We start from the raw sequence: 25190 nt of genomic DNA, 5'->3' as shown, positions 1-25190 counted from the left end.
GACGTTGTTAGTGAACAAAGTATTCACAAGAATAGCCAATAGACATTTACTATTGGCTTTTTTTTTCTGGTAGCTCAACGTACATTTCTTAGTATGGCTTAGCTCATAAAACATTCGTTATAGAATCATTGCAATTTTACTAGCAGCAGCCATAGAGATGCCCTAACTGTTAGCTATAAATTGTTTACGCAGCACTTCTATTTCATCACGTTTTTGCGCAGCAAACTCAAATTCCAAATCCTGAGCATGTTGGTACATTTGTGCTTCTAGCTGAGCAATCTTTTTGTCAATCTCTTGAGGTGTCATTTCTGTATATGACTGTGTAGGCTCCGATACCTTAGATAAAGGAACTAGCTTCATTGTTCTCTGTTTTTTCCTTCTAGCAATATCACCAAGCTCCATAATATCTTTGACATTGCGCTTAAGTGCTTGGGGCTCAACTCCCATCTTATGATTGTAAGCCTGCTGCTTAGCCCTACGACGGCTAGTCTCATCCATCGCTTTACGCATCGACTTGGTAACACTACCTGCGTAAAGAATCGCTTTACCATTAATATTACGAGCGGCCCTACCAATCGTCTGGACAAGAGAACGCTCAGAACGCAGAAAGCCTTCTTTGTCAGCGTCCAGAATCGCGACTAAGGACACTTCCGGCATATCTAATCCTTCACGTAACAAGTTAATGCCCACTAGTACATCAAACTCGCCTAATCTCAAATCCCTAATAATCTCTACTCGCTCGACTGTGTCTATATCCGAATGAAGATACCGGACTCGCACATCATGCTCAGTTAGATACTCAGTGAGATCCTCTGCCATACGCTTAGTCAATGTTGTCACTAATACTCGTTCATCTTTCACTGCGCGAATACGAATTTCAGAGAGTAAATCATCAACCTGAGTGTCAACAGGCCTAACTTCAAGTTCAGGATCTAAAAGTCCTGTAGGGCGAACAACCTGATCAGCAATTTCACCCTCTGATTTCTCCAATTCATAATTACCCGGCGTTGCAGAAACAAAAATAGTTTGAGGAGCTAGTGATTCAAATTCCTCAAATTTGAGAGGACGATTATCCAATGCCGACGGTAAACGAAAACCAAACTCTACTAGTGTTTCTTTACGAGATCTATCTCCTTTGTACATAGCGCCTATCTGAGAAACCGTTACATGAGATTCATCAATAACGAGTAATCCATCATGAGGTAAATAATCGAAAAGGGTCGGCGGCGGCTCTCCTTCACTGCGACCACTGAGATAACGTGAGTAGTTCTCGATGCCAGAACAAAAACCCAGCTCCGTCATCATCTCAATATCAAATTGCGTTCGCTGAGAAATACGTTGCTCTTCAAGTAGCTTATTATTGTCTAAAAGGTGTTTTTTTCTGTGTTCCAGCTCAATTTTTATATTTTCTATTGCATCAAGTATTTTATCACGGGGCGTCACATAGTGTGTTTTGGGATAAATAGTGAAACGAGGTAAGTCTCTTTGCTTTACTGCGCCAGTTAAGGGATCGAAGATGCTAATACAATCAATTTCATCGTCAAACATTTCGATACGGACTGCATCCTGATCTGACTCTGCGGGAAATACATCTATCACTTCCCCCCGAACACGAAACTGACCCCGCTCAAATGCCACATCATTGCGACTGTATTGAAGCTCCGCCAAACGACGCAAGATGTCACGCTGAACCATGACGTCACCGCGACGAACATGCAACATCATCTGTAAGTAAGACTGAGGATCGCCAAGTCCGTATATTGCAGATACTGACGCGACTATAATGGAATCTTTACGTTCAAGTAGTGCTTTGGTTGCCGATAAACGCATTTGTTCGATATGAGCATTAATGGACGCATCTTTTTCAATGAATGTATCAGTTGTTGGAACGTAAGCTTCAGGCTGGTAATAATCATAATAAGAAACAAAGTATTCAACGGCATTATTGGGGAAGAAAGATTTCATTTCGCCGTACAATTGCGCAGCTAGGGTTTTATTAGGTGCAAGCAAAATGACAGGACGTTGAGCTTTAGCAATAACATTGGCTAAGGTAAATGTTTTACCAGACCCCGTAACTCCCAATAGAGTTTGATGAGCAAGGCCAGAGTCTAAACCATCAAATAGCTGTTGAATCGCTGTAGGTTGATCACCCGATGGCTGGTAATCAGAGATCAACTCAAAAACTTTGCTCATATATTCCTCGATCTAATCTAACGAAGTGACTGAGCCTATTTTGTCTGTATATATATACAGATACAATAGCCCAAGATAAAAAAATGCATTTTCTCCAGCATATCGAACCCAACATACATCAGAAACTAAATAGTCGTTGTGATTCCTGATACGTTCATTTTCAGTCTGCTGTAGTATTCTTAAATACTACAAAAATAAATCACAGCTTATCCACACAACTGATCAAATTATGAAACTGACCACATAGATAAGTTTTGATTACTACCCATGAAAACCACCACTAACACTAACTTATACATTAATATACAGTGACTTAGCGATAATCTTTTAATATTTATCTATAAATTAAAATATCTTCCCAAATGGCATTTTTTTATTTCTCCACATTAATCAACACGGTTATCCACAATTTTGGTGGATAACTAAATTGAGCCTTTCTCCCAAAAGGCCTACAAAAAAGTAAAGTGATTTTTATAAAAAAAAATCGCTTCTATTCTCTAATTTCTAGTTGACACTAATGTACCTCATCGCTAATATTCACGGCGTTTTAAAGCAATTCCCCCTTAGTTCAGTTGGTAGAACGGCGGACTGTTAATCCGTATGTCGCAGGTTCGAGTCCCGCAGGGGGAGCCAAATTTTAAAAGACGCCTTATGGCGTCTTTTTTCGTTTTATACCTTATCCTATGATCTTTACTCACTCGCCTTTGTAACCAAAGCCGATAGTTAAGCCATCTAAATCTTCTTAAATAACAGCAAACCCAACGTAGTATGCATAGGCAAGAAAACAACGGACTAAAGCCACAGTAAAAATAAACTTAACAACCGAACCACTCTTACCATCAGCACTTAGCGCGGAAAACCAACAAAAACCAACCTACTTCGGCTAAAAACCATCAAGGTAACAAGCTCACAAAAGCAAATAATAACAATCGTTTAAAATGAAAAAAGAAAACAAAAAAGTTAAATAATTAGGATTTATTTTTTTTCTGCTCAATTCCGTGTGATTCCTTTCAGTTTTTAGACTCAAGGCTCTAACTTAGCCACCACTTTCACCGCAGCGTGAAACAAAAAATCGATAACAACAGAGTCAGCTACTTGTTAGCTTTAGATACATAGGGAATACATTATGCAAAACAAAACAGTAAAACTTTTCGCTTTGGGTGCACTAGCAGCAGCAACCACGTTTGGTGCAAACGCAGAAAACACGTATGACTACTTTGTCGGTTTTGATGCTGGTACACATGTAAGTGGTAAAGTAGACAGCGCCTACGAAAACAGTATGCTTCCAGAAGAAAACTACAATGGAAGTTCAGATACAGATGCTTCAGCTATCCTTGGTATCAGTGGTGGTGCTATTATTAATGACCATCATAGAGTCAAGTTCGGGATTGCATACGACGCTCTAACATTAGATGTTGACTCGGATGATGATACTGCTGACCGCACTGACCTAACAGCCAGCTATGATTATATGTTGCCTATTGCTAACAAGCTAAACTGGACTGTGGGCGCACATATGGGCTACGAGTTCTTTGAAAACGATGTAGATTATATGGATGGATTCACCTATGGTGTTCAAACTGGTCTAGACTATAGATTGACTAAAAATTGGAGTTTTGGCGCAGAGATTGCGTACACGTTCCATAATGAAGCAGAGCCAGTAGAAAGAAGTGAATATCATCATGATGGTATAGTTGATGTCCAAAGCTCTTCAGTACAAATCGAAGACGACGTAACGATTATGGCTAACGTTCAGTACCACTTCTAGTACTAAACCTAAACACTGTCCTTATCTCTCCCGGCTTTGCCGGGAGTTTTTTATCTAAACACCGAATCTTTGCTGCGTGTCAGCATCACCGAACTCCTTGGTCCTTCCAACATCAGTATATCTTCATTTTGATAAACCAAAACGTTATTTGATTTACCTGATAAAAATAGCGAAGTGTAACTAACCGCATGATAGCCATCAATAACTTTAGAAGTCTGGATAGGTTTGGTTGAATAAGACAACTCAAAAGCGCCATTTTCAGATTGCGCAACTTCACCATTTATCGCAAATATAGCCACACCTTCCAACCCATCACCTTCAATGGATATAGTGGATTCAATCTGCTCTCGATTGAGATTCAACTCTAGTCTTTCGCGCCAATAACCATTAGTTTGAGAATACCCTTGAATACGCGCGACATAACGCCCTTCTATAAGCAGTTGCTGGCTACTAAAGTACAACGAACTGACATAAACAATCAATGAGGCAACAAAAATAGCTATCCAAAACTTAAGGCTCTTCATTTCGCCAACTCCCTCGCTAACTTGGGAAGCATTGCTTCTTCAACTAAATAGGTTTCGCTCCGATGAGTAACTTTATCATGAACCGAAAGATTGTAACGACCACTGTTAAAAGCAAAAAAATACAAACAGTTACACTGAGAAGCCTTTATCATCTCTAATACTTGAGGCGGAATTTCAGCATTATGCCTGCGTAGAACCTGCTTACCCCCAACATCAAGAAGATCATAGCCAGGGTTAAGGTAGGATATTAGCCGCGTATTAGTCACTTTGGTAAACTCAAGTGACGATGCAATAAGCAAAATAATGCTTCCAACACACAGTGCAAGCCTAGCCCAAGCTTTCGGTGACAGTGATTTTCTTCGATTATCAACAGATGGTGTCAACTCAACTGGATCAACATGTCCGGAACACTCGCAAGAAAGCATATACCCAACTCCAACGATGGTCTTAAGTTCCACGGAATTAGAAATAGCAATCACTAAGCGAATCTTCTGAATGGATTTTTGCAATGAAGAATCTGTCACTATAGTATCTGGCCAACCTGCCGACTTAAGCGCTTCTTTTGCTAATACCTGATTGGCATTGTCTAATAATATTTTCAGTAACAAACATTCATTGTAGTTAAGAGAACGGCTATGGTGGGTGGTAGTCACCGTCATCTTCTCTACATCAAATATCAAATCATCACATGTGTACTGGCTAATCACGTCTATCCTTGTCCAAGTGCAAAAATGGTCTCAGTCAATCATTCACTCAAGAGCACAAGTTCCAAGCTAGAGTATTTAATAAATGGATTTGCTAGCTGCCTATCATAAAGAGACAGGCGAGTAACCTGAACTTAAGACCCTGTTGATGACAACAAAATAACATCACTTAAAGCTTAGCGCAGGTTAATATAAATAAACTTATCAAAAAAGCAAAAGCCGTGCTGACAGTACACGATTTGTTTATTTCGTTTTTAGCGCCCACTAAGCGTATTGCTGTGCGTCTTTTTTACTTTGCTGAGGTAGCGTTTTATCACGTTTTTTCACACTCTCTAAAGGGACTACTTCTTCAGTTTTGATATTCTTTGAGCTACCCAAAAACACGCCTCCTTTCTCTATCGTAAACTCAGTTGCCGATACTTCACCTTCAAGATATCCGTGCTCAAGTATTTGTAAACTTTTAGAATACACCTTACCTAAAAAACGACCATTAACAATTAGACACTCACATCGAATCGCTCCTTCCACCGAACCTGCTGCGCTAATGGTGACACACCTGTCTGTTTCAATATTCCCTTTTACCTGACCATCTATCTGGATGTGACAAGTAAGTTTGAGCTGTCCTTCGATAAAGGTGCCTTCTGCGATGACAGTTTGAGAGCTGTGGCCATTTGATTCTCTATTCTGTTTACTAAGTAATCCCATTGTACATCCTCGTTCGATTTAAAAATCGCATCAAAATTATTCATTTCCCATTTGGTAAAAGGCAAAGGATCGAGAGAGCGCCCAACCAAACGAATTTCATAGTGAAGATGGTAACCCGTCGAAAGCCCTGAGTTCCCTGTTAGGCCGATTAATTGACCCTTTTTTACATATTCACCACGCTTAACCTTAAACGCACTGAGATGTGAATAAGACGAAGTAAAGCCGTAGGAATGGGCGACTCGAAGAAAGTTGCCAGAACCCTTATTACTTTTTCTAACCACTTCAATAACACCATCTGCTGACGCGTATATTGGCGTCCCAACATTCACCGCATAGTCAATACCACGATGCATACTTTTCACCTTACTAACCGGATGAATACGATGCCCATAATGTGATGACAGATAACCAGTTTTAACTGGTCGTCCATTGGGTATCATCTGCATCATTTGATGGCGAACCGCGCTTGTCAGAGCGGCATTGTCTACTCTTTCTCTTAGATTCAAAGACTCATCAGACAAAGCCAAAGCAGATTCAATATCACTGAGCTTATTGGCAATATAAATAAGATCTTGCTGTTTCCTAGTTAGGCTTATCTCCAAATTATCTTGAGATTCATGAGAACGACTCAATGCCTTTTCAAGCAAGTGGGTTTTATTGATTAAGTTGCTTTTCTTTTGGTTTGAATCAGAAACATTGCCTGCGAGTATCGACACCCCAGCAATTAAACCAGCGATAACCATCAAAATAAGCCCAAGACCATACTTAATAACTATCACTGTCTGTTGCGAAAAATAGAAAAACCTTGTCCCTTTATAACTTGGAACCATGACTGTAAAATGAGTAGGCTGCATAACATCCTCTATCACAACACACTATTGCTAGAACTTACTGAACTAGCAAACTCGCTCAAATTTTATCAATACTTGGGAATAGAAAAAGCAGCTAATTTGAGAGTCTGAAAGCTCATTCCAGAGATTGTATCGCTATTTAATCATGGCTTGATTTAGGTCGCTTATTGATACCATTAAAATAAACGACCTAAAGGGCTAACACTTTAAACGCAATACTATTATTTATCGCCTCCTCTAACAGCACATCTTCATTTTTCTGCAATGCCATTTCGTGTTCTTGTTGCCAAGTGTCTAATTTACTCTCAAGGCCTATAATTTTGAGCTGCTTTTGCTTAAGTGTGTTTTGCAAAGAATGGTGTTGGGCATACATCAATTGAAGTTCATATTGCTGGTGGTCAATCATCTTACTGAGTACCCCTTCAACTCGACATTGATTGAGTAATACCTCTCGATGAAAAGGAACATTTTTTGAACTCTTTGGACGCGGCTGATTTTTTAATTCCAACAGCTGTTGTATACGCAAGTTAGCTTGGTCACATTGCTGCTGTAGAGTGTCAAGCTGCACACACATTAGGTCACGCTGCTTGTGTGCTAATGTACAAAATTTCTTTATCGCTCTATGCTTTGACTGCATTCACTTCCCCTATGATTGCTGAAATATTTGCACCAGTTCCGCTAAACTTTGTGAAAAATCAACCGAGCAGTCTGCTGCTTGCTGAAGGTACATGCTGAGTCGAGGATACATGGCGATATAACTATCTAATTTAGGATTCTGGCCAGGCTGGTAGCCACCTAAAGGGATAAGGTCTTTAACTTCAAGGTAGCTTGAGTATGCTTTTCTAAACTCATTGGCAAGTTTCAAATGCTCGGCTGGAACGCACGAATTCATACAGCGGCTGATAGAAGCACCAATATCTATTGCTGGATAATGCCCCTGCTCTGCCAGTTTTCTAGACAGGACAACATGGCCATCTAGAATCGCTCGTGCTGAGTCGACCACAGGATCTTGTTGGTCATCCCCTGCTGCAAGAATGGTATAAATTGCCGTCAGGCTTCCACTCGGGTTCTCTCCATTGCCCGAGCGTTCGAGTAATTGTGGCAAAACATTAAAGACCGAAGGTGGGTAACCACGGGTCGCTGGAGGCTCTCCCAAGGATAATGCTATCTCACGTTGGGCCATGGCATAACGTGTTAGGGAATCCATCACCAACAAAACATCTTTACTTTTATCACGAAAATATTCTGCAACTCGGTGACATAGTAATGTTGCTCTCAGTCTCATTAACGGAGACTCATCCGCAGGTGCAACAATAATAACGGCTTTACTGCGAGCTTCTTTACTTAAATTCGTTTCAATAAATTCACGAACTTCACGCCCACGCTCACCTATTAAACCCACTACAATCACATCCGCTTCGGTATTTTGAGCTATCATACCAAGCAACATGCTTTTGCCTACCCCGCTTCCTGCCATCAGACCAATACGCTGACCTTTGCCAACCGAAAGTAAACCATTAATCGCTCGAACCCCAATATTTAGTGGAGAATCAACAGGCCTACGCTTTAGCGGATTGACGATCCTGGGCTCCAAGGAAACACGATCACCACCGCGCAAACTTGGCCCATCATCCAGCACTTCTCCTAATCCGTTGACGACTCGCCCTAACCAATGTTCACCCAACTCAACCGTGCTATCTCCATCCAGCGGTATCACTTTTGCTCCAGCAAATAAACCGCCAAGACGCCGTATCGGCATCAAAAAAGCAATGGCATGATCAAAGCCCACAACCTGAGCTTCAATCATATCGCCTTGGGAAGTTTCCACGAGGCAGCGTTGCTCCAATTTAAAGCGACAGCCCACAGCCTGAAGCATGGTGCCCGTTACTTTTACCAGCCTGCCTGTGACTCGAGCAATTGGAATCGAGTCAAGTGATGCAATCGCTTCACTGGTACGCTCGGAAAGCAGATCAAAAGCTTGTGTGTTAGTCATTGGCCTCTTCACTTATTTGAGTGACTTCATCGAGCAAATGCTGTTTAACATTATCCATACAAGCTTGCAGACGTGAGTCACAGCTCGCATCAGCCTCAGCATCTTCTGTAACCAATTGGCAACCACCTGGTTGTAGATCAGGATTTGCCACTAGCTTCCATTCTTTAGCAAGTTCCGTGTTGATTTGTTCAAGACGTTCTAAATCTTGCGGATTAAGGTGGACCGTGACCTTCTCGGTTTTACCCGGCATCGCCTCTAATGTTTCATCAACTAAAGCTAAAATCTGCTGTGGCATCAAGGTCAATTCTGCTCGAATAACCTGTTGAGCTACCTTCTGCACCAATTCACAAATAATATGTCTTTGCTGCTGTTCACGCTCTGCTTGCCAATGAGATAAAGACTGGTAGATCGCATTCACAGGTTTAGTGGCTTCACCAAACGCTTGCTTGCCTGACTGCTCTCCTGAAATAAAGCCTTGCTGAAAACCCTCTTTCTGCCCCTCGAGTAAACCTTGCTGCTGCCCTTGAGCTAAGCCTTGACGAAGCCCTTCTTCATGCCCTTGACCAAGCCCTGTTTCAAAACCTTGTTGCAACTTTTGTTGAATATCAGCTTGAGGATCCTGCCAATTTTCATCAAGTTCAAAACTGTCATCGACTTCTATCGGTTTGGCCAAAGGAGGGAAACGATGAATACGATAGCCTGATACTGGAAGCTCAATAAAATCAGATTCGGTTAGTGACATTGGTTACTCCACTCTGGGTTCGTCATAAAGGACTAACTCTATTTCATCAGCGTCATCAAGCTCACGAACCATCTGCATAATATCTTGCCTTGCGCGTTCTACACGACTTAATGGAACAGCGCCTCTAACTTCCATATCATCTTCTAACGCCTTAACCATACGTTGGGGCATGGCACTTTTAATCGCGAGTTGCAGCTGAATCTCAGCTCCTTTAAGCGCTAAAGACCATAGCTCCATTGGTACTTGTTGAACCAAGCGGTCCATGGTCTCTTCAGGTTGACGTCCCAATACCATGAAATCAAACATATTTTTCTCAATTTCACTCACTACTTCTTCGTCGTGCAGTTTAAGCATCTCCATCAGTGATCCTCTATCACCTTCGAATCGATTAATAATATCTGCCACTTGTTTCACCCCAGATAAAGGAGCACTTTGACTGACAGATACCTGCTCAATGCAACGTTCGATAAGATCGTTAAGATCACTAGCCACTTGATGATCAATATCTTGCATTTGCGCAATCCGATACAACAACTCATCATGATCATTTTCCGGCATACTTTTAAGCACAGCCGATGAGCTTTCTGCAGGTAAATAAGCAAGGAAAATAGCTTGCATCTGAGGGTGTTCTTTAGCGATAAATCTCGCCAAGACATCTGACTCAACCCATTGTAACCGCTGCATATTATTACTAATCTCATCACCATATAGCGTATTGAGTAACCCTTTCGCTAGATCGCTCCCCAATGCTTTACGTAAGGTTTTAGATAAGTATTCTTTAGACGCACCTCTAATACCACTATGTTGACGAAAGTCTTCAAAGAAATTTTGAATTACACCATTGGCACTATTACTTTTTATTCCGCTTAACTTAGCCATAGCTTTCGTCACTCGCTGAGTTTCGTCACGAGTGAAGTTACGCAGTACCTTAGCGGCAGCATCTTCGCCCATTCCTAAAAGCACTAAAGCGGTTTGTTCGACATGGCTAAGCATTGGCTTTTGCTTTAATTCTGCTGTGTTCATTTACATTCACCCATTGTTTTAGTACTTCAGCGACTCGTTCCGGTTCTTCATTAGCGATAAGCTGCAAATGTTTGAGCTGAATTTCTAATGGTGAACCTGCTGGAGGTAACATATCGTGTCCCATATCAAGCCCAGACGATACGGAAATCCCTTTTTCTGATAGTTTTCGATTGAGCACTTCTTCTCTTTCTCTTTCTTCTCGTGTTTGTATGTCATCAAATATTGTGTCTTGCTGAGGATCAGCAAACTCCAGCTCTTGTGAGTTAAGGTCGGCTCCTGTTAAATGAAGAATCAAAGGACGCAGGACAAAGAAAATCATCGCCATTCCTAACATACCACCAATCACATATCGCATCGGCTGCTGAACCGTAGGATCTTGCCACCAAGGGATACTAGGCGGCGCTTCAATCGTTAAAGGTGTAAAACCAAAGCTCATTAAGCTGATACTATCGCCTCGCGCGACACTAATACCAATAGCATCAGTGACCATGCTAGAGATCTGCGCTTTCTCCTCATCGGTCCACGCTTGTCCGTTTGGTGCAACTGCTTGGTTGAGCAAAACCGATACACTTAGCTTGGTAATTTGACCTTGTTGATACTGTGTGCGACGAACGCTACTTCCTACTGCATACTGACGGTTGACCTCCGAGCGTGCGTTAGTATTCTGGCTATCATTGGTTGGCGACTCACCTGTTACTGGAGGTTGATTACTCAAGGTGCCTGGTACACCTAAAGCAATCTGGTCAACCGAGCTGTTGGTAATGGTATGCTCATTACGCACAATAGGAGTATTGTCGAGAACCTCCTGTGTTTCCTCGACCTGGCTAAAATCCATATCCGCTGCAACTTGCACTCGAAAGTTGCTTGGTCCAAGGATAGGCGTCAGCATATCTGATGCACGTTGAATAATTTGTTTCTCAACATTACGTTGATATTCTAAATACTTGGCATTTACTTTCCCCGCTTGGGCAGAGCCCACATCAGCACTTAGCAAACGTCCATATTGATCAATCACAGATACTTGCTCTGGCTTCATGGCTGTGACACTACCGACTACCAAGTTAATAATGGCCTCAACCTGCTCTGGTTTAAGATCTTCACCTGGTTTTAGTTCCAACATCACAGAAGCTGAAGGGGCTTCACTGTTTTGCCTAACAAATAGAGTTTGGCGAGGTATTGCAAGGTGAACGCGAGCATTAGCTACTGCATTGAGAGATATAATAGTGCGAACCAATTCCCCTTCTAATCCGTGACGATACCTCGCGGTCTCCATAAATTGGCTGGTACCCAGTGAGCTATCTTCTTGTAACGAGTCAAGTCCTGTCGGCAATTTGGCTTTAACGCCTTTTGCAGCTAGAAGCATTCTGATCCTTGCTACTCCACCTTCAGGCACCAATACTTGGCCATTTTGTTCTTGTAACCGATAATTAATTCCCTCAGACTCGAGGACAGAGATAATTTCACCAGTATCAAACCTCTCTTGCTGACTGTATAGAGGTCGATAACTTTGGGTCGAACTCCATAGAGCCACCACAATTATCGCTGCAACAATCGCAGCTAAAACCGCAGATAAGACCAAATTTCTCTGACTATTTGACCAAAGCTGTTTAAGTTTATCGGTAAAATCTTGTATCGCTCTCTGAGGCGACACCTCTGTACTCGTGGCATTTAACGCTGCGCCACCAGCAACTTGTGTGGTTAATTCTGACATGGGCTACACCGGCATCTTCATGATGTCTTCAAATGAGGTCACCACCTTGTTGCGAACTTGCATCAAGGCATCGAAAGACAAACTAGCCTTCTGACTGGCTATCATCGCGCCGACTAGGTCATCACTCTGACCTGTTTCGACAGCGGTCATTTTTTTACTGGCAGCTGATTGGTACTGATTTACTGCATCAAAAACATTCGTCATTGCATCAGAAAAAGATAGAGATGATGTGATGTTTTGTGTATCTAAAGGATTGGCCGAAACAATAAGTTCGGGCTGAACAACAAATTGCATTGCTTCCATTTTAGATAACATCATCTGCTCTGCGCTTACCGCAGTGTGGATAGAATTACTTGCCATTATTTTTCCTCCTTTAAGCAGCCGAGCCAAGGGCTGACTGTAGATCAATACCTTGTTCACGCATTGCTGCTAATTTGTAACGCAATGCACGCGTAGTAACACCAAGTGCATTAGCAGTTTTGGTGCGGTTACCACCATAGTGACGAAGTTGTTCGAGAATATATTGGTACTCGGCTTGCTTCTTAATTTCGACATGCCCCATGCTTTTCGAAGGAGCGACATCATGATCAGAATTTAGCAATTCAACCGGTAACATCAGATCATGTGCGGTTATATAATCACCATGACGCATAACTAGGGCTCGCTGTATCACGTTTTCTAATTCACGTATATTGCCAGGCCAGTGATACTGACTGAGCGCTGCAGTTGCATCATGGGAAAGGTGGCATTGACTACCGTCTTGGTACTTGGAAATAAAGAAATGACTGATAGGCAAAATATCTTCACTGCGTTCACGAAGTGGTGGCCAGTGCAAAGGTAAAACATCTAATCGGTAGTAAAGATCTTCACGAAAATGACCATTTTTGACTTCTTGGCGCAAATCTTTATTGGTCGCTGCAATCACTCGAATATCCAGTTGAACCGCTTTATGGCTACCAACACGTTCCACTTCTCGTTCTTGAAGCACCCGTAATAATTTTGCTTGTACGGAAGGTGACATTTCTCCAATTTCATCAAGGAAAATCGTTCCTTGTTCGGCTTCTTCAAACTTACCACTTTGAGAATGAGTCGCTCCAGTAAATGCCCCCTTCACATGCCCGAATAACACCGCCTCAAGCATAGATTCTGGAATAGCTGCACAATTGACTGCTACAAAAGGTCCACTCGCTCTAGGAGAATGCTGATGAACATATCTGGCTAGAACTTCTTTCCCAGTCCCCGATTCTCCCGTAATTAAAACGCTGGCTTTAGTACAAGCGGCTCGATGGGCTAGTTGAAGGACTTGTTTGCTTCGCCATGAATTAGCTACAAGATTTGCTATCGGCTTACCAACGACCTCAACGCGGCGAAGTAAACTCACTAGCTGACGGCTTTCAAACGGTCTCAATAAATAATCTGTCGCCCCTGCTTTCATAGTTTCTGCAGCGAGCACACCTTGGTTCTGCTCAACAATCGCAATAGCCACGCCAGCCTCTGCTTTTTTATTGTGGCAATGAACAAATTCTCGCACACACATATCAGGCAAATCTGAACTGACTAGAGTAATAGGAGTACTCGCTTCAAGCAGCGCACTTCGACCCGTACGAACGTGTGTTACTCGGTATCCAGACTGTTCAAGTACTTTAATGATGGGGTGGGCAAATTCATCCTTGGGCTCGACTAACAAAATACGTGTCTTTGTCATTTTTAAGCCTCTTCCATGTCGTTAATTGTTTGAGTTTTTTGGGGAACTATCTTTTCATCGTTTTTAACTAACCTGATGGTTACACGACGATTTTTCGCTCGTCCTTCAATGGTCTCATTACTCACCATTGGATAGCGTGAACCATGTGAGCGTACTTGTATCTTTTCCTTGGATATATCTTTATCTATAAGCCCTTTAGCTATCTCGTCTGCTCTCTGCTTAGAAAGCGCTAAATTACTTAAATCAGAACCGATATTGTCGCTGTAACCATCGATGAGAATATGCGAGATGTTATTATCAGCATGCAAATAAGTGGAGAGAGCATTCAAGGTTTGTTTGTGTGCTCTGTTTAAAGTGCGCTCACCTTGGTCAAACGTGAATGTAATATTTCTAGCTGTCGAGTAGGGCATTTGGGGAAGATAGGATAGGCAATTGCGAAATTGCACAAGGGGCCGTTGAATACGGATAGTGGGTAGAAGAAGAGATTGAAGCTCGGAAGTTTGATTTCCGCTTAAGCTGAGTTTGATCCAGTTACCTTGTATTATTTTATCCAGCAAACCACTTATATCATTACTGAATGTAAAGTGACCATTTTTAATTGGCACATGATGCCCTACCCCCTTAGACTTATTATTGTTACTCCATGGCTCAGGGGTGCTATATAATTGACCATATTTCCAGCGATCATTATTTTCTACTAAATCAATTTTAAAATTAATTTTTCCTACTTCTTCAGAACGGAAGATAAACTTCCCATAGGAAGAATTATTAAAAAACAAACTGCATTTTAGGCTACTTCCCTTATACATCCAATTTACTTTATCCATTGGAACTTCATATTCAAATTTAGCCATAGCCGATGAACAATAGAAGATAATAAGTAATAAATATTTTTTCTTAATTTTGATATTCATAACTTTATTTCAGAGCCAATTTAAATTATTAAGATAGTTATCCATTGAAAGTTACTTCATACTTAAAATGGTATTCATCGAAGAGTTTAACCTCAAAATATTAATGGTTTAACCATTCAACCTTTTCAAGGCGACCATAATGCAAACATTATGTAAAAATCAATAAAATCACTTTAAAACCAACTGTATAGAATTAATTCATATGCAATAACACGCCAACCTAGACATTCACCACTTGCATGTATTGCAAACTAACCTTTTTTATTTTTAATGAGAAGATGTGGATAAGGAATTAAAATCAACATATGGAGTAAAGTCACAAATTTTATAAACAAGACTTATTTACAACGAAAAAATCTATGTAGACTGGTATGAGTTGATGTAGAAAATTATAAAATCACTTTGTCAGAACATGGTAAAATATAAATGGAAAGATTAAGACAAAAATCTATTACTGATTTTCAAACTTTAGGTATTGAATCTCTGGGAAAGCCTATTAACATTATTAGGGATAAGCTTGATAACTTAATATCAAACTCATGCAATGTTTTAACTTATGAGCTTCAGAATTGGTTAAAATCTCATAATATCAAAAGTAATATAAATATAGTTTCACTTCACACCTTCACTGCCAATGAAATGGAAAAGTCATTAATAAGCACTTTTCAACACCAAACAGGGGGACGAATATTTACCTACATCGACAGCACAACACTAATTCGACTTGCCGATAGTTTTTATGCTGCAAAAGTTGCAAGAAGCAGTAATGAACTAAGCAGTAGCGATCTACGGCTACAAGAAAAAATTGGTAGTATCATCGCCAGTTGGCTAGCACCAGCAGACATGTGGGCCCGCTGTGATTTTGAACTGGCTCAAGGGACAGGGCTTTATGCCAGCATACATGTCGACTTTGAAGATCACCAAGGCATGATTCACGTTAAGCTTGATGAATTGCTGGTCGAGACCTTGACGCAAGAATTAGATCTTCAACCCCAAGAATCTATGTACCACTCCTTCAAGCAATCTTTAGAGTCCACCCGCGTCAATCTCAAAGTTTTACTTTGTCAAAAAGACATACCTCTAAGTGAACTACTGGCATTACAAACCAACGATATATTACCTGTTGAATTGCTGTCTTCTGTTCCTGTCAGTATCGGCCAGCAACATTTATTCAACGGCACAGTCGCAGACAATGATGGTCAACTTGTTTTAATTCTTAACCATGATAAGGAATCTTTTCAATGAATGAGTCAACTGAGATCCCAGCTTTTAACGCTGAAGAGTTAGACTTCGATGATTTTCAACTCGAAGAGACACAAAACGGTATAGCCGATACTACTCCATCCACTCCAGAACGTGACTTGAGTTTTTTCAAGAACATTCCTGTTACGGTTACATTAGAAGTCGCCAGTAAAGATATCGCGCTTGGTGACTTGATGAAAGCAGGAGAAGGGAGCGTGATTGAACTAGACAAACTCAATGGTGAACCACTCGATGTTAAAGTAAATGGCTCGTTGATGGGGCACGCTGAAGTCGTAGTGGTCAACGAAAAATATGGTCTGAGACTCATTGATGTTGTCAATTCAGCCCTTACTTCTGCAGTCCAGTAAAGGCTTTTAAAACATGAAAAAATCTTCTTCCTTAGCGAGGTGGATAACATACATTGGCTGGTTAAGCCTGCTCATCGCCTTCCCTTGCGCAGCTAATGAGTCAGGTTTAACTATCCTCTCTGTCACAGATGGAACATCACAGCAAGAATACAGCGTTAAGCTGCAAATTCTGCTGTTAATGACTGCACTGAGCTTTCTACCTGCCTTTATTTTAATGGCCACTAGCTTTACCCGAATAATAGTCGTATTAGCTATTCTTCGTCAGGCACTTGGCTTGCAACAAAGCCCGCCTAACCGGGTATTGGTTGGGATTGCACTGGCACTTTCCCTTTTGATCATGCGGCCTGTTTGGACTGAGATCTACCAACATGCTTTCCAACCTTACGACAGTGGTGAGATCACTCTAATTCAAGCTTTCTCTATAGCAGAAAAGCCTGTGAGACACTTTATGTTGGCTCAAACACAGCAGAACTCATTGGAACAAATGCTGCGTATTGCTAATGAACCCGTAAACTCTGCCATCGAAGACATTTCGCTCGCGATTATTCTTCCAGCTTTTGTAATAAGTGAACTCAAAACAGCATTCCAAATTGGCTTCATGCTGTTTATTCCTTTTCTGATCATTGACCTCGTTGTGGCAAGTGTGTTGATGGCGATGGGAATGATGATGCTGTCACCACTTATCATATCATTACCCTTCAAACTAATGGTATTTGTATTAGTAGACGGCTGGGCGATGACTGTTGGCACCCTTTCGGCCAGCTTTGGTTAACAGGAGGAAAAATGACGCCCGAAATGACCGTTACTTTATTTTCCAATGCTGTATGGCTGATTATCTCAATGGTCGCAGTATTGGTCGTCCCCGGCCTAATCGTTGGCCTCGGTATTGCTATTTTCCAAGCTGCCACGCAAATAAATGAGCAAACACTAAGCTTTTTACCACGCCTGTTAGTTACTTTACTGATGGTGATATTCGCCGGCCACTGGATGCTGCGTAAAATTATGGACCTATTCGATTATTTATTTCACAACATTCCGGGAATGATCGGCTAATGGATATCACCTTTGCAGACATCTCTCGCATTATTGGCCAGCTTTGGTGGCCATTTTTTCGGGTTGGGGCTGTTTTTATTTCTATGCCTTTTTTTGGTGATGCCCTCATTCCTGTTTGGCTTCGCAGCCTGTTAGCACTATCTATCGTTGTCGTCGCTGCACCCATCATGCCTGCTATGCCAGTAGTGGATCTTTTTTCACTAACGTCGTTATTTTTGGCATTCGAACAAGCCATTTGGGGGCTATTTTTCGGCCTGATACTTCACTTATTATTTAGTATTTTCACTACTCTTGGCCAAATCATTTCGATGCAAATGGGGTTAGGTATGGCAATTATGAACGACCCTGTCAATGGTATGTCTGTTGCTATTCTTGGACGCGTATTCTTAATTTTCAGTACCTTACTATTTTTATCTCTTGAAGGACATCTCGTCGTCATCGACATACTCATTCAAAGTTTTGTTGTGTGGCCTGTAGGTTCAGGCTTAACGTCGGCATCGCTTAAGGGCATCATCACTCTTTTTGGTTGGATGTTTGCTTCTGCACTCGCACTTGCTCTACCTGCAATTGTTTCTATGTTATTAGCCAACATTAGTTTTGGAGTCATGAACCGAGCAGCACCATCTCTCAATGTCTACGCACTGGGCTTTCCTATGACCATGCTGTTAGGTTTGTTCAGTGTTTTAATTTCCATATCTGGCGTTCCAAGTCGCTACACCATTTTGGTCAACGATACCTTGCGCTTCCTAAACCTATTTATGACGGGGGGCGGATGAGCGAGTCATCTTCTCAAGACAAAACCGAAAAAGCCTCGCCGCAAAAAATAAAAAAAGCACGTGAGCAAGGTCAGGTCCCTAGAGCGAAAGAATTTACCACTGCCGCGATTTTTCTCGTAGTAGCAGTATATTTCCATAGTCAGTTAACCGTAATTTGGGACAATATTGCCGGCATCTTTCGATTCAATATGGCCTTAACAAGGCAAGACCTGGAAAATCCAATGCAAATGATCGAGCAGTTAGGACAAAGTCTTGGCGTGATCATTACTTTGCTCCTTCCATTGTTTATCGTCATTATTATCGTCACTTTCGCTAGTACTATGGTGCTAGGGGGCTGGATGTTTCGAATTGCTAACGCTTTTCCAAAGCTTAGTAAGCTCGACCCTATAAGTGGAATAAAGCGCATGTTTTCAAGCCGCTCAGTAGTCGAGTTACTAAAATCTACCGTTAAGGTATTGGTTATTTTCGCCGTCCTTTATGCCTACCTTAGTAATCACCTTCAGCCTTTGCTTGGTATGCAAAGGCTACCTCTTACCCAAGGTGTCATTAATCTCATGCAAATACTCTTCGATGGTCTTTTACTTATGGGGCTAGCTCTACTCATATTTGGAGTGATCGATATTCCTTATCAAAAGTGGGAGCATGGAAAAGAACTAAAAATGACTAAACAGGAACTCAAAGAAGAGTTTAAAAACAATGAGGGACGCCCAGAGGTCAAACAGCGTATTCGTCAGATACAGCAGCAATTCGCTCGTAGAAAAATTGATAAACTGGTGCCAAGTGCCGATGTCGTGATAACTAACCCTACCCATTATGCCGTTGCCATAAAGTATGACTTAAGCCGATCTGATGCCCCTTTTATCGTCGCTAAAGGCGTTGATGAAACCGCGATGCACATCCAAAGGGTCGCACGTGATAATCAGGTTGAAATCATTAATGCTCCACCATTGACTCGCGCTATTTATCACACCACCGCCATTGAACAAGCCGTACCAAGTCAGCTCTATGTTGCCATTGCACATATTCTTACTTACGTCATGCAACTCAAAGCGTTTAGAACTGGCAAAGGAGAAAAGCCTATGCCTTTACCTCACTTAGCAATTCCAAAGCACTTGCAACATTGATCATCCGTTTTTAACCAAGGACACCTGCTCATGCTCAATCGGATAGCACAGATACAAAACTCCACCAAAGGCTATGTCGGTATACCGCTGGTCTTATTAATGATATTAGCGATGGTTATCCTCCCTCTTCCACCATTGCTACTTGATGCTTTGTTCACATTTAACATAGTACTCGCCATTTTGGTTTTATTGGTCAGTACCACAGCCAAACGTCCACTGGATTTTTCTATTTTCCCAACCATATTATTGGTCGCGACTCTACTACGATTAACGCTCAATGTTGCCTCTACACGGGTAGTATTACTGGAAGGTCACAACGGTAGTGATGCCGCTGGTAAAGTGATTCAAGCTTTTGGTGAAGTGGTTATTGGTGGTAATTATGTCGTCGGTATGGTCATTTTTGTCATTTTAATGATCATTAACTTTGTGGTTATTACCAAAGGTGGAGAACGAATTTCAGAAGTATCAGCACGTTTTACCCTTGATGCTCTGCCAGGTAAGCAAATGGCCATTGATGCCGATCTCAACGCTGGTCTTATTGATCAACAAGCCGCGCGGCAGCGACGACGTGAGGTTGCTAATGAAGCTGATTTCCACGGTTCAATGGATGGTGCGTCTAAGTTTGTTCGCGGCGATGCTATTGCGGGTTTATTGATCTTGTTTATCAACATAATAGGTGGGATCAGCATTGGTGTTTTTGAACATGGCTTGCCTGCTTCAGAAGCCTTCAAAACCTATGCTCTACTCACTATTGGTGATGGCTTAGTCGCTCAGATCCCCTCTTTACTGCTTGCAACTGCGGCCGCAATCATAGTGACCCGTATTAACGACAGTGATAATGCGTTGTCAGAAACAATGCAAAAACAGTTGTTAGCCTCCCCTATTACATTATTCACAGCTGCCGCTGTCATGTTAATTATTGGCATGGTCCCTGGCATGCCACATCTCGCATTCTTTAGCTTTGCTGCTGCATTAGCTTTTGCGGGTTGGCGGCAAAACAAAACATTACACCATGATCCTGCACTTGACCAAGTGGAAGTCATGACTCAAGCGATGCAACAAGATGAAACTCCGCTTAGCTGGGAAGATATCCCACACGTACACACACTTTCACTTGCGCTCGGTTACCGCCTAGTTCACCTAGTCAATACAGATCAAGGCGCACCACTCACTCAGAGAATTCGAGGGGTTAGACGTAACCTTTCAGAACAAGTAGGTTTCTTGCTACCAGAAGTACGCATTCGTGACAATTTGAGCCTAAAGCCGAATCAATACACCATAGCCCTAAATGGTGAAGTCATTGAGCAAGGCTTTATTGAGCCCCAACGTTTAATGGCCATCGCAGTGGGTGAAACCTATGGTGAAGTGGATGGTATCCTTGGCAGCGATCCAGCCTATCATTTACCGGCTGTTTGGATTGAGCATACAGATAAAGCCAAAGCATTGAATATGGGCTATCAAGTGGTCGATGATGCAACTGTAATTGCAACTCATATCAGTAAAGTCATCAAAACCCATCTTTCGGAGTTGTTTAATCACGATGATGTCGATGCCATGATGCAAAGGCTCACACAGCAAGCACCAAAGTTAGCTGAAGCCTTAGGTGCTGCACTTAACCCAGCTCAGCAGCTTAAAGTATTTCGTCAGTTACTGCTCGACCAAGTCCCGCTGCAAGATATTCGCACTATTGCCAATACTATGTTGGAATCATCGGAAAATACCAAAGACCCTATCCTGCTTTCTGCCGATATACGATGTGCTTTAAGGAGAACTTTAGTCAGTCTTATAGCAGGTTCTAACAACGAACTTAAAGTTTATGCCTTATCCGATGAATTGGAGCAAATGCTTATAACTTCGCTACAACAAGCACAGGCCAATGGCAGTATAAGCTTAGATAGTTTTCCAGTTGAACCCAATATTCTCAGTCAATTCCAGCAAAACTTACCACTTATAAAGCAGCAATTAAAACAACAAGGGCTAGCACCTATTTTGCTCGTCATGCCACAGCTGCGACCACTACTTGCAAGATACGCACGTACTTTTTCAGAGGGACTAGCTGTATTGTCATACAACGAAATCCCCGAAAATAAACAAATTAATATTGTTGGTAACTTAGGGTGATAGTTTTTGGACAATTAAATTCATCACTAACTGGGTTTCATCTACTAGTTAGTGGAAGAAAGATCACTAAAAAGCACTGATATGATTAGAAATCAACTTTTTTGATTAATTTTGGATAGATAGCGTCCGCCTCTTGTTAGTGACCAGGGGAAACCCTGAAGCCAACATCTGAGTATTGTTACCAACCAAGGAGACCAAGATGGCCTTATCAATGCACACTAACTACGCATCACTTGTTACGCAAAACACACTAAGCAGCACAAACGACCTACTAACAACGGCTATGGAACGCCTAAGTACTGGTATGCGTATTAACTCTGCTTCTGACGATGCAGCTGGCCTAACTATCGCAAACAAACTTGAAGCGCAAACTCGTGGCATGTCAGTCGCTATGCGTAACTCTCAAGATGCTATCTCTATGTTGCAAACAGCAGATGGCGCTCTAGAGGAACTGACTAATATTGCTTACCGCATGAAAGATCTTGCAACTCAAGGCGCGAACGGCACAAATGGAACAACTGAGCTAGCAGCACTCAATGCTGAGTATCAAGAGCTTGAAAGTGAAGCAGTACGAATAATGGGTGAAACCACATATGGTGCCGGCCAAAAACTACTTACTGGTGGTAAACTTGCCGCAGCAGTAGATTTTCAAATCGGTGCATCTGGCACTGAAAAGCTCACTGTAGATGTCTCAGCTGCACTAGGTGATGTCGATTTTTCAACAACTGGTGACTTAGCGTCTAACGCCGATTCTAACGCACAAATCGCTGTGGTAGATGGTCTCTTTGATAAAATCAATACAGTACGCTCTTCACTTGGTGCAAACATCAACCGTCTTGATCACACCATCAATAACTTAGCTAATATCTCTGAGAACACTGCAGCAGCGAAAGGCCGTATCACAGACACTGACTTTGCTATTGAATCGTCAAACATGACTAAGAATCAGATGTTAATGCAAGCAGGAACAACTGTTCTTTCTCAAACTAATCAGCTACCTGGTATGGCGATGTCTCTACTTCGTTAATAAATAGCTACACCCTTCTAATATTAACTCCGTAAACTGTAAGCATTCTATTTATACCCGTTGAATGCCTCAGGTAACTTTGCCCTCAAGCATAGCTTGAGGGTTTTTTCTGTATTATGGCTAGAAAGAGTATCTCTAGAACCCGATCAATTTACTTTCTGTTCTAGCGAGCAATATTCATTACCCTCCTTACACAGTAACGAAACCCCTGCTCCCAAGATTAAAGGGTGATTTTCTCTACCATGGCCGCTCGCCGGATAAAAATAAACGGGCTTTTTGAATTTTTTAGCGAACTCAGTAATCACAGTTTTAAATATGAGCCTGTCAGCATCGTCAGCCTCTAAAGGATAATACTGACCAAACACAATAGCGCTGACGTTAAAATCATTCAAAAATAGTAACTGCTGAAGAGACCTATCAAGCTGGCGATAAGACACTCCAACATCCTCTAAAAACAACACTTTTCCGTTAAAATCTGGAGAAAATCGAGTGCCAATCGTTGCCGCAACAAGAGTGTGGTTTCCACCAATCAATACACCTTTCACGGGAGTCATTTCTGCAGCTTGGTTCATCGGTAATATGTGATCATAATAAATGCCATCGCTGAAGATACGATCAATTTTTGGCAAAGGCTCCAAGTCATTGATACGAGGCTTTGAATCACCAGCAGCATTCTCCTGGGCATCTAACACATTGGCATTAAGCGTTGCTACAACACCGTGAACCGAATCCCAGCCCAATTTCTCATTCAAATAATTATGAATCGCGGTAACGTCACTAAAACCAACGATTATTTTGGGCTTTGCTTTTGCTAACTGGCTATGCGCTTGCTCTAAATATGGAAGAAGATTCATTGCTCCTCCTCCCCCTAAAACAAACCAAACAACATCAATATCATCATCGAGTAATGCATCGATTAAATTTTTTGCTCTCGATTTATCACTACCAACATAACCAAAATCCGATACAAATTGATTTAAGTATTTTGTAGATACTTTATAGTCACACTCCATTAGTGACTCTCTAATTTTATCTATTTTTTTAACATTATATTTCGATGATACTGAGACTAAAGCTACTTCTTTGTAACTGGCAGAAAAAGAAGGCGATGAGCCAATGAAAAAAAACAATAATATCAAAGTTAACCTATACACTTAAAAACCTCTTCACTTTTTATCTTCTATATTTCATTTAATTAGTCACCCTTCCCAATAGTATAGGAGCACATCAATTGAGTTCATGGCACACCAAAAGCTAGTTTAGACCTTGATCTTTAGACTTTTTATGAGGCTCATAGGGCAGAAAGTTATCAGAATAGCATCTCAATAATGGACATTAACTCAGGTAACTTTGCCGTCAAGCTATGCTTGAGGGCTTTTTTATTTACCTAATATTGTAACTAATATACGACACTATAATAACCAATTTTTATTATCATCTGACATAATTAAACATTAAGATTTTTTTATTATTCATATGAAGATATATTTTATTTAATTCTTGTTCAAATTTCTGGTCTATCCTTCTGGAAGTTATATACTTACCATCGCTACCAAATAGCTTGTTATTTAAAATATATTCATTTACTATTTTATTAATCTCTCGTGTAACCGATTCAAAGGTTATCTCATCAATCCTATCTCTTACTGCTCTTTTCAACTCAAATGAACCAGTAATCATGCTTTTATGCTCAAGCTGTTGTTTATCTACAATAACGCGAAGTGCACTTTCCAAAAAACTCTTACTGGCATCTACAGATGAGACTCCAAGCCAGTTAGATATATTTTTGAGCACCTGTGTTTTTTGTTCTAATGTTGGCTCAATACTTGAACGCTGAACATGATGATCCCATTTCAATGCAGCATAACTCAACATATGCTGCCTAATGTCATCTTCATTAACTTTAGTTTGCAGAAGTGACTTTCGTTGACTGTTAGTAGCTTTATTGGGTTTAAAGCTTTTTACTTCCTGGCTTCCCAGTTCATTGCTCAAAGAAGAAAAGACATGCTGGCATGCCGATTTGACCACGCGTTCACCATCACGATCAAACCAGTACATATTAGCTAATGTAGTCGCACGTCTAGTAACCGAATTTGAACCTTCTTCTTGAGGTTGATCAAAAGACAAAAATTTGTTTCTAGAAATCCGAGATGGAATGTTAGGACGCCATGAAGACAGTGTGTTATTCATAAAACCTCAATACATAAATTTTAACATTCAGTTAAAGATCAATTTTCTCAAAGCCGTGGTGAACCTTAATTGCGCCATTCAAACATATTGATTTCCATACCAAAAATTCACTTAGATTCTTCCCTCAAAGCACCTTGAGCAGTAAACCATCACAATGTAGCATTTTGGTAATGAAGAATAACTCAGGTAAACACCTGAGATCTTTGTCAATAATGAGGTCTAATTATATAGGGAGGTGTTATTAGATTTTTATTCATTATTTAACTTTTATTTATTATGATTTTTGTTCTATTTTTCTGCATGAATTAATAGCGGTTATAATTTAACCGAATAAAAGCCACCAGCGGTGCTCAATTAATCAGTGGTCATAAAGATTACAAACCTTTTCAGTTTTCACCGATTAATAAAGATGACTTTTACTTTTTCAACCCAGAACATGAAATTAGTACCCAAATG

The 25190-nt window shown here is 41.1% G+C and carries 24 protein-coding genes and 1 tRNA gene; 10 read left to right on the top strand and 15 right to left on the bottom strand.

Annotated elements, in window-relative coordinates:
- Positions 1 to 162: 162 nt before the first annotated feature.
- On the bottom strand, positions 163 to 2193 hold the full coding sequence (gene uvrB, locus OCV27_RS04800) for an excinuclease ABC subunit UvrB (protein WP_125320405.1): 2031 nt from the start codon (positions 2191 to 2193) through the stop codon (positions 163 to 165).
- 557 nt (positions 2194 to 2750) lie between these two features.
- Here uvrB and OCV27_RS04795 point away from each other — a divergent pair.
- Together OCV27_RS04795 and OCV27_RS04790 are read left to right on the top strand one after the other, a co-directional pair.
- Positions 2751 to 2826 (top strand) — tRNA-Asn (locus tag OCV27_RS04795).
- A gap of 493 nt (positions 2827 to 3319) precedes the next feature.
- Complete coding sequence (locus tag OCV27_RS04790; RefSeq protein ID WP_125320404.1) at positions 3320 to 3961, top strand: outer membrane beta-barrel protein; 642 nt, start codon at positions 3320 to 3322, stop codon at positions 3959 to 3961.
- Positions 3962 to 4011: 50 nt separating this feature from the next.
- Here OCV27_RS04790 and OCV27_RS04785 read toward each other — a convergent pair whose 3' ends face one another.
- The 12 genes from OCV27_RS04785 to OCV27_RS04730 form a co-directional block, all read right to left on the bottom strand.
- On the bottom strand, positions 4012 to 4485 hold the full coding sequence (locus tag OCV27_RS04785) for a hypothetical protein (protein WP_125320403.1): 474 nt from the start codon (positions 4483 to 4485) through the stop codon (positions 4012 to 4014).
- On the bottom strand, positions 4482 to 5192 hold the full coding sequence (locus OCV27_RS04780) for a winged helix-turn-helix domain-containing protein (RefSeq protein WP_125320402.1): 711 nt from the start codon (positions 5190 to 5192) through the stop codon (positions 4482 to 4484). Before OCV27_RS04780 ends, OCV27_RS04785 begins: the two co-directional genes overlap by 4 nt.
- Before the next feature lie 261 nt (positions 5193 to 5453).
- A complete protein-coding gene (locus OCV27_RS04775; protein WP_125320401.1) occupies positions 5454 to 5894 on the bottom strand; it encodes a bactofilin family protein in 441 nt (146 codons plus the stop codon).
- On the bottom strand, positions 5780 to 6748 hold the full coding sequence (locus OCV27_RS04770) for a M23 family metallopeptidase (protein ID WP_125320400.1): 969 nt from the start codon (positions 6746 to 6748) through the stop codon (positions 5780 to 5782). The genes OCV27_RS04775 and OCV27_RS04770 overlap by 115 nt, the downstream gene beginning before the upstream one ends.
- 187 nt (positions 6749 to 6935) lie before the next feature.
- Positions 6936 to 7382, bottom strand: coding sequence for a flagellar export protein FliJ (locus OCV27_RS04765; protein WP_125320399.1), 447 nt, complete (start codon positions 7380 to 7382; stop codon positions 6936 to 6938).
- Between the two features lie 9 nt (positions 7383 to 7391).
- On the bottom strand, positions 7392 to 8738 hold the full coding sequence (locus OCV27_RS04760; protein WP_125320398.1) for a FliI/YscN family ATPase: 1347 nt from the start codon (positions 8736 to 8738) through the stop codon (positions 7392 to 7394).
- Positions 8731 to 9480: a flagellar assembly protein FliH gene (fliH, locus tag OCV27_RS04755; protein WP_125320397.1), complete on the bottom strand. Its 750-nt coding sequence runs from the start codon at positions 9478 to 9480 to the stop codon at positions 8731 to 8733. The genes OCV27_RS04760 and fliH overlap by 8 nt, the downstream gene beginning before the upstream one ends.
- Positions 9481 to 9483: 3 nt before the next feature.
- Positions 9484 to 10503: a flagellar motor switch protein FliG gene (locus tag OCV27_RS04750; RefSeq protein WP_125320396.1), complete on the bottom strand. Its 1020-nt coding sequence runs from the start codon at positions 10501 to 10503 to the stop codon at positions 9484 to 9486.
- Positions 10466 to 12214, bottom strand: coding sequence for a flagellar basal-body MS-ring/collar protein FliF (gene fliF / locus OCV27_RS04745; RefSeq protein ID WP_125320395.1), 1749 nt, complete (start codon positions 12212 to 12214; stop codon positions 10466 to 10468). Before fliF ends, OCV27_RS04750 begins: the two co-directional genes overlap by 38 nt.
- A gap of 3 nt (positions 12215 to 12217) precedes the next feature.
- Complete coding sequence (gene fliE, locus OCV27_RS04740) at positions 12218 to 12574, bottom strand: flagellar hook-basal body complex protein FliE (protein ID WP_125320394.1); 357 nt, start codon at positions 12572 to 12574, stop codon at positions 12218 to 12220.
- A 13-nt stretch (positions 12575 to 12587) separates the two neighbouring features.
- Entirely contained in the window at positions 12588 to 13919 is a 1332-nt protein-coding gene (locus OCV27_RS04735; RefSeq protein WP_125320393.1) for a sigma-54-dependent transcriptional regulator, read from the bottom strand.
- 2 nt (positions 13920 to 13921) lie between these two features.
- On the bottom strand, positions 13922 to 14833 hold the full coding sequence (locus tag OCV27_RS04730) for a MotY family protein (RefSeq protein ID WP_337969375.1): 912 nt from the start codon (positions 14831 to 14833) through the stop codon (positions 13922 to 13924).
- Between the two features lie 426 nt (positions 14834 to 15259).
- On the opposite strand from OCV27_RS04730, the gene OCV27_RS04725 reads away from it, so the two are divergent.
- The 8 genes from OCV27_RS04725 (at position 15260) to lafA (ending at position 22544) form a co-directional block, all read left to right on the top strand.
- On the top strand, positions 15260 to 16078 hold the full coding sequence (locus tag OCV27_RS04725; protein ID WP_337969374.1) for a FliM/FliN family flagellar motor switch protein: 819 nt from the start codon (positions 15260 to 15262) through the stop codon (positions 16076 to 16078).
- Entirely contained in the window at positions 16075 to 16443 is a 369-nt protein-coding gene (gene fliN / locus OCV27_RS04720) for a flagellar motor switch protein FliN (protein WP_125323210.1), read from the top strand. The genes OCV27_RS04725 and fliN overlap by 4 nt, the downstream gene beginning before the upstream one ends.
- A gap of 13 nt (positions 16444 to 16456) precedes the next feature.
- Positions 16457 to 17215: a flagellar type III secretion system pore protein FliP gene (fliP, locus tag OCV27_RS04715; RefSeq protein ID WP_125323211.1), complete on the top strand. Its 759-nt coding sequence runs from the start codon at positions 16457 to 16459 to the stop codon at positions 17213 to 17215.
- Positions 17216 to 17226: 11 nt separating this feature from the next.
- Positions 17227 to 17496: a flagellar biosynthesis protein FliQ gene (gene fliQ, locus OCV27_RS04710; protein WP_125323212.1), complete on the top strand. Its 270-nt coding sequence runs from the start codon at positions 17227 to 17229 to the stop codon at positions 17494 to 17496.
- Positions 17496 to 18272 carry a flagellar biosynthetic protein FliR gene (gene fliR / locus OCV27_RS04705; protein WP_125323213.1) on the top strand — a complete coding sequence of 259 codons (777 nt, stop codon included), beginning with the start codon at positions 17496 to 17498 and terminating at the stop codon, positions 18270 to 18272. The genes fliQ and fliR overlap by 1 nt, the downstream gene beginning before the upstream one ends.
- The gene (gene flhB / locus OCV27_RS04700; RefSeq protein ID WP_125323214.1) at positions 18269 to 19396 is read left to right on the top strand and encodes a flagellar biosynthesis protein FlhB; all 1128 of its coding nucleotides are present in this window, start codon (positions 18269 to 18271) and stop codon (positions 19394 to 19396) included. Before fliR ends, flhB begins: the two co-directional genes overlap by 4 nt.
- Positions 19397 to 19426: 30 nt before the next feature.
- Entirely contained in the window at positions 19427 to 21517 is a 2091-nt protein-coding gene (gene flhA / locus OCV27_RS04695) for a flagellar biosynthesis protein FlhA (protein ID WP_125323215.1), read from the top strand.
- Positions 21518 to 21716: 199 nt separating this feature from the next.
- Entirely contained in the window at positions 21717 to 22544 is an 828-nt protein-coding gene (gene lafA, locus OCV27_RS04690) for a lateral flagellin LafA (protein WP_125323216.1), read from the top strand.
- A gap of 146 nt (positions 22545 to 22690) precedes the next feature.
- On the opposite strand, the gene OCV27_RS04685 is transcribed toward lafA, so the two are convergent.
- Together OCV27_RS04685 and OCV27_RS04680 are read right to left on the bottom strand one after the other, a co-directional pair.
- A complete protein-coding gene (locus OCV27_RS04685) occupies positions 22691 to 23698 on the bottom strand; it encodes an LD-carboxypeptidase (protein WP_185759841.1) in 1008 nt (335 codons plus the stop codon).
- A 280-nt stretch (positions 23699 to 23978) separates the two neighbouring features.
- Entirely contained in the window at positions 23979 to 24734 is a 756-nt protein-coding gene (locus OCV27_RS04680; protein ID WP_337969373.1) for a hypothetical protein, read from the bottom strand.
- Between the last annotated feature and the right edge of the window lie 456 nt (positions 24735 to 25190).

Origin of the sequence: Vibrio pectenicida (genome assembly GCA_024347015.1) — a bacterium.
GTDB lineage: Bacteria > Pseudomonadota > Gammaproteobacteria > Enterobacterales > Vibrionaceae > Vibrio > Vibrio pectenicida.
Note: the sequence above shows the minus strand (reverse complement) of the source record. Positions and strands in the feature narration are given on the sequence as shown.

What these genes read in the sequence shown, in the direction of transcription:
- fliH (WP_125320397.1), bottom strand. Translation starts at nt 9,480, where the DNA reads ATGTCACTAACCGAATCTGATTTTATTGAGCTTCCAGTATCAGGCTAT.
- fliP (WP_125323211.1), top strand. Translation starts at nt 16,457, where the DNA reads ATGAAAAAATCTTCTTCCTTAGCGAGGTGGATAACATACATTGGCTGG.
- flhA (WP_125323215.1), top strand. Translation starts at nt 19,427, where the DNA reads ATGCTCAATCGGATAGCACAGATACAAAACTCCACCAAAGGCTATGTC.
- uvrB (WP_125320405.1), bottom strand. Translation starts at nt 2,193, where the DNA reads ATGAGCAAAGTTTTTGAGTTGATCTCTGATTACCAGCCATCGGGTGAT.
- fliN (WP_125323210.1), top strand. Translation starts at nt 16,075, where the DNA reads ATGAATGAGTCAACTGAGATCCCAGCTTTTAACGCTGAAGAGTTAGAC.
- lafA (WP_125323216.1), top strand. Translation starts at nt 21,717, where the DNA reads ATGGCCTTATCAATGCACACTAACTACGCATCACTTGTTACGCAAAAC.
- fliF (WP_125320395.1), bottom strand. Translation starts at nt 12,214, where the DNA reads ATGTCAGAATTAACCACACAAGTTGCTGGTGGCGCAGCGTTAAATGCC.
- fliR (WP_125323213.1), top strand. Translation starts at nt 17,496, where the DNA reads ATGGATATCACCTTTGCAGACATCTCTCGCATTATTGGCCAGCTTTGG.
- OCV27_RS04680 (WP_337969373.1), bottom strand. Translation starts at nt 24,734, where the DNA reads ATGAATAACACACTGTCTTCATGGCGTCCTAACATTCCATCTCGGATT.
- flhB (WP_125323214.1), top strand. Translation starts at nt 18,269, where the DNA reads ATGAGCGAGTCATCTTCTCAAGACAAAACCGAAAAAGCCTCGCCGCAA.
- OCV27_RS04750 (WP_125320396.1), bottom strand. Translation starts at nt 10,503, where the DNA reads ATGAACACAGCAGAATTAAAGCAAAAGCCAATGCTTAGCCATGTCGAA.
- fliQ (WP_125323212.1), top strand. Translation starts at nt 17,227, where the DNA reads ATGACGCCCGAAATGACCGTTACTTTATTTTCCAATGCTGTATGGCTG.
- fliE (WP_125320394.1), bottom strand. Translation starts at nt 12,574, where the DNA reads ATGGCAAGTAATTCTATCCACACTGCGGTAAGCGCAGAGCAGATGATG.
- OCV27_RS04730 (WP_337969375.1), bottom strand. Translation starts at nt 14,833, where the DNA reads ATGAATATCAAAATTAAGAAAAAATATTTATTACTTATTATCTTCTAT.
- OCV27_RS04760 (WP_125320398.1), bottom strand. Translation starts at nt 8,738, where the DNA reads ATGACTAACACACAAGCTTTTGATCTGCTTTCCGAGCGTACCAGTGAA.
- OCV27_RS04735 (WP_125320393.1), bottom strand. Translation starts at nt 13,919, where the DNA reads ATGACAAAGACACGTATTTTGTTAGTCGAGCCCAAGGATGAATTTGCC.
- OCV27_RS04725 (WP_337969374.1), top strand. Translation starts at nt 15,260, where the DNA reads ATGGAAAGATTAAGACAAAAATCTATTACTGATTTTCAAACTTTAGGT.
- OCV27_RS04770 (WP_125320400.1), bottom strand. Translation starts at nt 6,748, where the DNA reads ATGCAGCCTACTCATTTTACAGTCATGGTTCCAAGTTATAAAGGGACA.
- OCV27_RS04785 (WP_125320403.1), bottom strand. Translation starts at nt 4,485, where the DNA reads ATGAAGAGCCTTAAGTTTTGGATAGCTATTTTTGTTGCCTCATTGATT.
- OCV27_RS04790 (WP_125320404.1), top strand. Translation starts at nt 3,320, where the DNA reads ATGCAAAACAAAACAGTAAAACTTTTCGCTTTGGGTGCACTAGCAGCA.
- OCV27_RS04765 (WP_125320399.1), bottom strand. Translation starts at nt 7,382, where the DNA reads ATGCAGTCAAAGCATAGAGCGATAAAGAAATTTTGTACATTAGCACAC.
- OCV27_RS04775 (WP_125320401.1), bottom strand. Translation starts at nt 5,894, where the DNA reads ATGGGATTACTTAGTAAACAGAATAGAGAATCAAATGGCCACAGCTCT.